This is a genomic window from Streptomyces sp. NPDC059900, assembly GCF_050270335.1.
Taxonomy (GTDB): domain Bacteria; phylum Actinomycetota; class Actinomycetes; order Streptomycetales; family Streptomycetaceae; genus Streptomyces.
The window spans coordinates 21,706-29,338 of sequence record NZ_JBNNJZ010000061.1 but is presented as its reverse complement, the minus strand read 5'-3'; the positions used below and the strand labels follow the sequence as shown (position 1 = coordinate 29,338).

The following is a 7,633-nucleotide window of genomic DNA, read 5'->3' as shown; positions in this document are numbered from 1 at the left end:
GCGGGTCGTCTGGATGAACCAGGTGCACGGCCCTGATGTCGCCGTGGTCGACGGCCCCTGGGGCTCCGACGACGAGATCCCGGCGGTCGACGCCGTGGTGACCGCCCGCCGGGGCCTGGCCCTCGCGGTGCTCACCGCGGACTGCACGCCCGTCCTGCTCGCCGACCCGGTGGCCAAGGTCGCCGCGGCGGCGCACGCCGGGCGGCCGGGGATGCTGGCGGGGGTCGTCCCCGCGGCGGTCGGGGCGATGGTGAAGCTGGGCGCCGACCCGGCCCGGATCGTCGCCCGCACCGGCCCCGCCGTCTGCGGCCGGTGCTACGAAGTTCCGGAGGCGATGCGAGCGGAGGTCGCCGCGATCGAGCCCGCGGCGTACGCCGGGACGAGCTGGGGCACGCCGGCGGTCGACGTGACCGCGGGGGTGCACGCCCAGCTGGAGCGGCTCGGGGTGCGCGACCGGGAGCAGTCGCCGGTGTGCACCCTGGAATCCGGTGACCACTTCTCGTACCGCCGCGACCGGACCACCGGTCGTCTCGCGGGCTATGTCTGGCTGGACTGATAGGGCATGACGGACCGTAAGTCTCAACTCGCCGCAAACCTGGCGGCGGTCGAAGAGCGCATCGCCGCGGCGTGCGCGGCGGCCGGGCGCAAGCGCGACGAGGTGACCCTGATCGTGGTCACCAAGACCTATCCCGCGAGCGATGTGCGGATCCTCTCGGAACTCGGTGTGCGCCATGTCGCCGAGAACCGTGACCAGGACGCGGCCCCCAAGGCCGCCGACTGCTCGGATCTGCCCCTTACTTGGCACTTTGTCGGCCAATTGCAGACCAACAAGGTCCGTTCTGTGGTCGGTTATGCCGATGTGGTCCAGTCCGTGGACCGACCCAAGCTCGTCACGGCCCTCTCGGCGGGCGCCGTGCGCGCGGAGCGGGAACTGGGCTGCCTGATCCAGGTCGCCCTCGACGCCGAGGAGAACGGGCGGGGCGAGCGCGGGGGCGTGGGTCCCGGCGGAATCGAAGAGTTGGCCGGGCTCGTGGCGCAGGCCCCGGGGCTGCGGCTCGACGGTCTGATGACCGTGGCGCCGCTCACCGGTCCGTACGCGGGACGGCAACAGGCGGCGTTCGAGCGGTTGATGGAATTCGCAACCCTCATGCGCGCGGCTCATCCGGCTGCGAACATGGTGTCGGCAGGGATGAGTGCGGACCTCGAACAGGCCGTGGCGGCCGGTGCGACACATGTGCGCGTCGGTACGGCGGTACTCGGAGTCCGACCCGGGCTCGGGTAACGTCGCCAAGAAGTCGGACCACAGCAGAAAATATGGTCATTCTCGCTGTTGGGCGGGGAGGCCTCGTGGATCGCGGGCAGTTGGTGACGACAGCCGATCCACCACAGAGCGGAGGACTCAGAGCATGGCCGGCGCGATGCGCAAGATGGCGGTCTACCTCGGCCTCGTGGAGGACGACGGGTATGACGGTCCGGGGTTCGACCCCGACGACGAGTTCGAACCCGAGCCGGAGCCCGAGCGGGACCGGCGGCGGCACGAGCCGCCCCACCAGTCGCACCAGTCCCGTCAGACGCACGCGTCTGAAAGGGACGAATCGGTACGAGTGGTGCAGCCCCCCGCGCAGCGTGAGCCGGTCGCCCATTCCGCTTCGCTAGGCGCGGAATCCGGACGTCCGGCACGAATCGCCCCCGTGGCATCTATCACACCTGAACGCCAGAGCCTGGAGAAGAACGCACCGGTGATCATGCCCAAGGTCGTGTCCGAGCGGGAGCCCTACCGCATCACCACGCTGCACCCGCGGACGTACAACGAGGCCCGTACCATCGGGGAACACTTCCGCGAAGGCACTCCGGTGATCATGAATCTGACCGAGATGGACGACACGGATGCGAAGCGACTTGTCGACTTTGCCGCCGGTCTGGTCTTCGGCCTCCATGGCAGCATTGAGCGAGTGACGCAGAAGGTGTTCCTGTTGTCGCCTGCTAACGTCGATGTAACGGCGGAGGACAAGGCTCGCATCGCAGAGGGCGGGTTCTTCAACCAGAGCTGAGACGTAAGTGACGCAGTAACGCAGAACCGGCAAACGCAGCACGAGCAACAGGGGAGAGGGAACCGCCGACATGGGCGTGGTCTTGCAGGTGCTTTACATCGCGCTGATGTGCTTCCTCATCGTGCTGATCTTCCGGTTGGTCATGGACTACGTCTTCCAGTTCGCCCGCTCATGGCAACCCGGCAAGGCGATGGTGGTCGTTCTGGAGGCCACCTACACTGTCACTGATCCACCGCTCAAGCTTCTGCGGCGGTTCATTCCGCCGCTGCGTCTCGGGGGCGTGGCGCTCGACCTGTCCTTCTTCGTACTGATGATCATCGTCTACATCCTGATCACCGTCGTGAGCGGCTTGTGAACGATACGGTCTTGCCGAATGCCGACGACTACGTTGAGGTGAAGAGATGCCGTTGACCCCCGAGGACGTGCGGAACAAGCAGTTCACGACCGTCCGCCTCCGAGAAGGCTATGACGAGGACGAGGTCGATGCCTTCCTCGATGAGGTCGAAGCCGAACTGACTCGCTTGCTCCGCGAGAACGAGGACTTGCGCGCCAAACTGGCCGCTGCCACCCGCGCCGCTGCGCAGAACCAGCAGCAGGGCGGCATGCGCAAGCCTCCGGAACCCCAGGACCAGCGCGGTCCGGGAGCGCCGGTGCCCGCCGCAATATCGGGCCCGCAGCCGGTGCCGCCGCAGCAGCAGCACCCGCAGCAGCATCCGCAGCACCAGCAGATGGGCGGTCCGCCGCAGCTGCCCGGTGGCGCGCCCCAGCTGCCCGCGGGTCCCAGCGGTCACGGCCCGCAGGGCGGTCCGCAGGGTCCCGGCCCGATGGGTCAGGGCGGTCCGATGGGCGGCCCCATGGGTGGTCCCATGGGCGGCGGTCCCATGGGCGGCCCGCAGATGCCCCAGCCCGGCCAGGGCCCCGGTGGCGACAGCGCCGCACGTGTGCTCTCCCTCGCGCAGCAGACCGCCGACCAGGCGATCGCGGAGGCCCGTTCCGAGGCCAACAAGATCGTCGGCGAGGCGCGCTCGCGTGCCGAGGGCCTCGAGCGTGACGCCCGTGCCAAGGCCGACGCCCTGGAGCGGGACGCGCAGGAGAAGCACCGCGTAGCGATGGGCTCCCTGGAGTCCGCCCGCGCCACGCTGGAGCGCAAGGTCGAGGACCTGCGCGGCTTCGAGCGCGAGTACCGCACGCGTCTGAAGTCGTACCTGGAGTCGCAGCTCCGTCAGCTGGAGACCCAGGCCGACGACTCGCTGGCTCCGCCGCGGACCCCGGCGACGGCTTCCCTTCCGCCGTCCCCGGCGCCTTCCATGGCACCGGCCGGCGCGGGCGCCCCGTCGTACGGCGGCAACCAGTCGATGGGCGGCAACCAGCCCACCGGTGGTCCGTCCTACGGTGGCGGCCAGCAGCAGATGTCCCCGGCGATGACCCAGCCGATGGCGCCGGTGCGGCCGCAGGCCCCGCAGCCCATGCAGCAGGCTCCGTCGCCGATGCGTGGCTTCCTCATCGACGAGGACGACAACTGACGGCCGTTTCCACGCCTTAGGCGTCGGCAGCGTTCAGGGCGAGGCCCCCAGTTCTTCTGGGGGCCTCGCCCTTTTGTGCGTCAGCACACACAACGCCGAAGGCCCGGCCCCGCCAGAGATCCTGGCGGGACCGGGCCTTCGCTGCTTCCCGGTGCGGCTACGCCTTGCGCAGACGGAACGTGAGCGACAGCGACTCGTCCGTGAACGTCTCGCCGTACGCGTCGTCCGCCTCGCCCTGCTCGAAGTCCGTGGCGAGGACCTCGTCCGCGATGAGGCCCGCGTGGTCGGACAGGGCCGTGATCACGGCCGGGTCCGTGGAGGTCCAGCGCAGGGCGATACGGTCCGCGACGTCCAGGCCGCTGTTCTTGCGGGCCTCCTGGATCAGGCGGATCGCGTCACGGGCGAGGCCCGCCCGGCGCAGCTCCTCCGTGATCTCCAGGTCGAGGGCGACCGTGGCGCCGGAGTCGGACGCCACCGACCAGCCCTCGCGCGGGGTCTCCGTGATGATGACCTCGTCCGGGGCCAGCGTGATCTTCTCGCCGTCGACCTCGACCGACGCCGTGCCCTCGCGCAGGGCCAGGGACAGCGCGGCGGCGTCCGCGTCGGCGACGGCCTTGGCGACCGCCTGGACGCCCTTGCCGAAGCGCTTGCCGAGCGCGCGGAAGTTGGCCTTGGCGGTGGTGTCCACCAGTGATCCGCCGACTTCGGAGAGCGACGCGAGCGAGGAGACGTTCAGCTCCTCGGTGATCTGGGCGTGCAGCTCCGGGTTGAGGGACTCGAAGCCCGTGGCCGCGATCAGGGCGCGCGACAGCGGCTGGCGGGTCTTGACGCCCGACTCGGCGCGCGTGGCGCGGCCCAGCTCCACCAGGCGGCGCACGAGCACCATCTGCCGGGAGAGGTCCGGGTCGATCGCCGAGAGGTCGGCCTCGGGCCAGGACGTCAGGTGGACCGACTCCGGGGCGTTGGGGGTGACCGGCACCACCAGGTCCTGCCAGACGCGCTCGGCGATGAACGGCGTCAGCGGGGCCATGAGGCGGGTGACCGTCTCCAGGACCTCGTGCAGGGTGCGCAGGGCCGCCTTGTCGCCCTGCCAGAAACGGCGCCGCGAACGGCGTACGTACCAGTTGGAGAGGTTGTCGACGAACGTGGACAGGAGCTTGCCCGCACGCTGGGTGTCGTAGCCCTCCAGGGCCTGGGTGGCCTGGTCGGTGAGCGCGTGCAGCTCGCTGAGCAGCCACCGGTCCAGGAGCGGGCGGTCGGCGGGCGCCGGGTCGGCGTCGCTGGGGGCCCACTTCGACGTACGGGCGTACAGGGCCTGGAAGGCGACCGTGTTCCAGTACGTGAGGAGCGTCTTGCGGACGACCTCCTGGATCGTGCCGTGGCCCACCCGGCGGGCCGCCCAGGGGGAGCCGCCGGCCGCCATGAACCAGCGCACCGCGTCGGCGCCGTGCTGGTCCATGAGCGGGATGGGGTCAAGGGTGTTGCCCAGGTGCTTGGACATCTTGCGGCCGTCCTCGGCGAGGATGTGGCCGAGGCAGACGACGTTCTCGTAACTCGACTTGTCGAAGACCAGGGTGCCGACGGCCATCAGCGTGTAGAACCAGCCGCGGGTCTGGTCGATGGCCTCCGAGATGAACTGCGCCGGATACCGGCTCTCGAAGAGCTCCTTGTTCTTGTGCGGGTATCCCCACTGCGCGAACGGCATCGAACCGGAGTCGTACCAGGCGTCGATGACCTCGGGGACGCGCGTCGCGGTCTCGCGGCAGGTCGGGCAGGGGAAGGTGACCGCGTCGATGTACGGGCGGTGCGGGTCGAGGTCCGACTGGTCGGTGCCGGTCAGCTCGGAGAGCTCGGCGCGCGAGCCCACGCACGTCAAGTGGCCTTCCTCGCAGCGCCAGATGGGCAGCGGGGTGCCCCAGTAGCGGTTGCGGGAAAGGGCCCAGTCGACGTTGTTGGTCAGCCAGTCGCCGAAGCGGCCGTGCTTGACCGAGTCCGGGAACCAGTTGGTCTTCTCGTTCTCCTCGAGGAGGCGCTCCTTGACGGCCGTCGTACGGATGTACCAGGACGGCTGCGCGTAGTAGAGGAGCGCCGTGTGGCAGCGCCAGCAGTGCGGATAGCTGTGCTCGTAGGGGATGTGCTTGAAGAGCAGGCCGCGGTCCTGGAGGTCTTCGGTGAGCTTTTCGTCGGCCTTCTTGAAGAAGACGCCGCCCACGAGCGGGACGTCCTCCTCGAAGGTGCCGTCGGGGCGCACCGGGTTCACGACCGGCAGGCCGTACGAGCGGCAGACCTTGAGGTCGTCCTCACCGAAGGCGGGGGACTGGTGGACCAGACCGGTGCCGTCCTCGGTGGTCACGTAGTCGGCGTTGACCACGAAGTGGGCCGGAGCGGGGAACTCCACGAGCTCGAAGGGGCGCTGGTAGGTCCAGCGCTCCATCTCGGCGCCCGTGAAGGTCTGCCCCGTGGTCTCCCAGCCCTCGCCGAGCGCCTTCTCGACGAGCGGCTCGGCGACGACGAGCTTCTCCTCGCCATCGGTCGCGACGACGTACGTGACGTCCGGGTGTGCGGCGACCGCGGTGTTGGAGACGAGGGTCCACGGAGTGGTCGTCCACACCAGGAGGGCCGCCTCGCCCGCGAGGGGGCCGCCGGTGAGCGGGAAGCGGACGAAGACGGAGGGGTCGACGACCGTCTCGTAGCCCTGCGCGAGCTCGTGGTCGGAGAGGCCGGTGCCGCAGCGCGGGCACCAGGGGGCGACGCGGTGGTCCTGGACCAGGAGGTCCTTGTTGAAGATCTCCTTCAGGGACCACCAGACCGAGTCGACGTACTCGGGGTTCATCGTGCGGTACGCGTCGTCGAGGTCGACCCAGTACCCCATGCGGGTCGTGAGGTCGGTGAAGGCGTCGGTGTGCCGGGTCACGGACTCGCGGCACTTGGCGTTGAACTCGGCGATGCCGTACGCCTCGATGTCCTTCTTGCCGTTGAACCCGAGCTCCTTCTCGACCGCGAGCTCGACGGGCAGGCCGTGGCAGTCCCAGCCGGCCTTGCGGGCGACGTGATAGCCCCGCATGGTGCGAAAGCGCGGGAAGACGTCCTTGAAGACGCGGGCCTCGATGTGGTGGGCGCCCGGCATGCCGTTGGCGGTGGGCGGACCTTCGTAGAAGACCCACTCGGGGCGGCCCTCGGACTGTTCGAGGCTCTTGGCGAAGATCTTCTGCTCGCGCCAGAAGTCGAGCACGGCGTGCTCGAGGGCGGGCAGGTCGACCTGGGCGGGCACCTGGCGGTACTGCGGCTGCGTATTCAGCGGCTGCGTGTTCAACGCGCTTCCTCCGGCGGACGATTCCGTTCCGTCGGAGGGACGAGAGCTCTTGTCGCGCTCCCGCGGTACCACCCTCCTTGGCCCTCCCGGCGCGTGTGGCGCGCGGAAAAGCCCCCTCATTGGGGTCGCGATGCCGGGTCTACTGGCCCGCGGCGGGCACGGGGCCCGCTGCTTGCGGTTCTTCCGGCGGCTCCGGGGTGATCTTCACGTCGCGCCTGCCCCCGGGCTCACACCGTCCCCGGGTCGCTCATGGCCGCGTACGCCGCTACTCGTCCCCATCCACGCTTCTCGCTGAGCCCAGTGTACGGGGCCGGGGCGGGGCGGGCCGACCGGTTTTCGCGGCGGCGGGGCGGGGGTCGCTCAGGCGTGCTGGGGGACCTCGTCCCGGAGGGATTCACGGACCATCCTGCGCAGCTCCGGGCTGTCCGTGTGGCCGTGGACGGACACCGCGTGCTCGCTGGCGGCCCGGACCACTTCCTCCTCTTCGCCCGAGATGGCGAGGGTGCAGTTGGTCTCGCTGGGGAATTCCCGGCAGTCGGCTGTTTTTCGCATGGCGCACCTTCTTACTTGTTTCTTATTTTATGCCTCGATTCCGGTGGAAGCACGGCATCGCGTCCGGGGGCGCGGAGCCCTCGGCGCTGACCCGAATGGCGACATGGCCGCCGGCGGGATCCCGGGCCGGTACACCGGGCGGATTACCGGGCCGGGAGCTGGGCACAACGCTTGCATGCTCGCCGCGCGGCACC

General features: G+C 69.7%; 7 protein-coding genes. 5 read left to right on the top strand and 2 right to left on the bottom strand.

Annotated features, from left to right (window positions below):
- From ACQKIP_RS12345 to ACQKIP_RS12325, 5 genes are all read left to right on the top strand, one after another.
- Nucleotides 1-556: polyphenol oxidase family protein (locus ACQKIP_RS12345; protein ID WP_427742948.1), on the top strand; the 556-nt coding region annotated here is incomplete at its 5' end.
- Between the two features lie 6 nt (nt 557-562).
- On the top strand, nt 563-1,282 hold the full coding sequence (locus tag ACQKIP_RS12340) for a YggS family pyridoxal phosphate-dependent enzyme (protein WP_365852819.1): 720 nt from the start codon (nt 563-565) through the stop codon (nt 1,280-1,282).
- Between the two features lie 124 nt (nt 1,283-1,406).
- The gene (locus tag ACQKIP_RS12335; protein WP_365852821.1) at nt 1,407-2,051 is read left to right on the top strand and encodes a cell division protein SepF; all 645 of its coding nucleotides are present in this window, start codon (nt 1,407-1,409) and stop codon (nt 2,049-2,051) included.
- Between the two features lie 70 nt (nt 2,052-2,121).
- Nucleotides 2,122-2,406, top strand: a complete 285-nt coding sequence (locus ACQKIP_RS12330; protein WP_361188804.1) for a YggT family protein — start codon at nt 2,122-2,124, stop codon at nt 2,404-2,406.
- A 46-nt stretch (nt 2,407-2,452) separates the two neighbouring features.
- Complete coding sequence (locus tag ACQKIP_RS12325) at nt 2,453-3,574, top strand: DivIVA domain-containing protein (RefSeq protein WP_361188801.1); 1,122 nt, start codon at nt 2,453-2,455, stop codon at nt 3,572-3,574.
- 157 nt (nt 3,575-3,731) lie between these two features.
- On the opposite strand, the gene ileS is transcribed toward ACQKIP_RS12325, so the two are convergent.
- A complete protein-coding gene (gene ileS, locus ACQKIP_RS12320; RefSeq protein ID WP_365853450.1) occupies nt 3,732-6,872 on the bottom strand; it encodes an isoleucine--tRNA ligase in 3,141 nt (1,046 codons plus the stop codon).
- 375 nt (nt 6,873-7,247) lie between these two features.
- Entirely contained in the window at nt 7,248-7,439 is a 192-nt protein-coding gene (locus ACQKIP_RS12315) for a DUF1059 domain-containing protein (protein WP_365852823.1), read from the bottom strand.
- Nucleotides 7,440-7,633 lie beyond the last annotated feature (194 nt).

Bases quoted from the DNA above. Each gene is read 5' to 3' on its own strand.
- ACQKIP_RS12340 (WP_365852819.1), top strand. From the start codon at position 563: ATGACGGACCGTAAGTCTCAACTCGCCGCAAACCTGGCGGCGGTCGAA.
- ACQKIP_RS12335 (WP_365852821.1), top strand. From the start codon at position 1,407: ATGGCCGGCGCGATGCGCAAGATGGCGGTCTACCTCGGCCTCGTGGAG.
- ACQKIP_RS12325 (WP_361188801.1), top strand. From the start codon at position 2,453: ATGCCGTTGACCCCCGAGGACGTGCGGAACAAGCAGTTCACGACCGTC.
- ACQKIP_RS12330 (WP_361188804.1), top strand. From the start codon at position 2,122: ATGGGCGTGGTCTTGCAGGTGCTTTACATCGCGCTGATGTGCTTCCTC.
- ACQKIP_RS12315 (WP_365852823.1), bottom strand. From the start codon at position 7,439: ATGCGAAAAACAGCCGACTGCCGGGAATTCCCCAGCGAGACCAACTGC.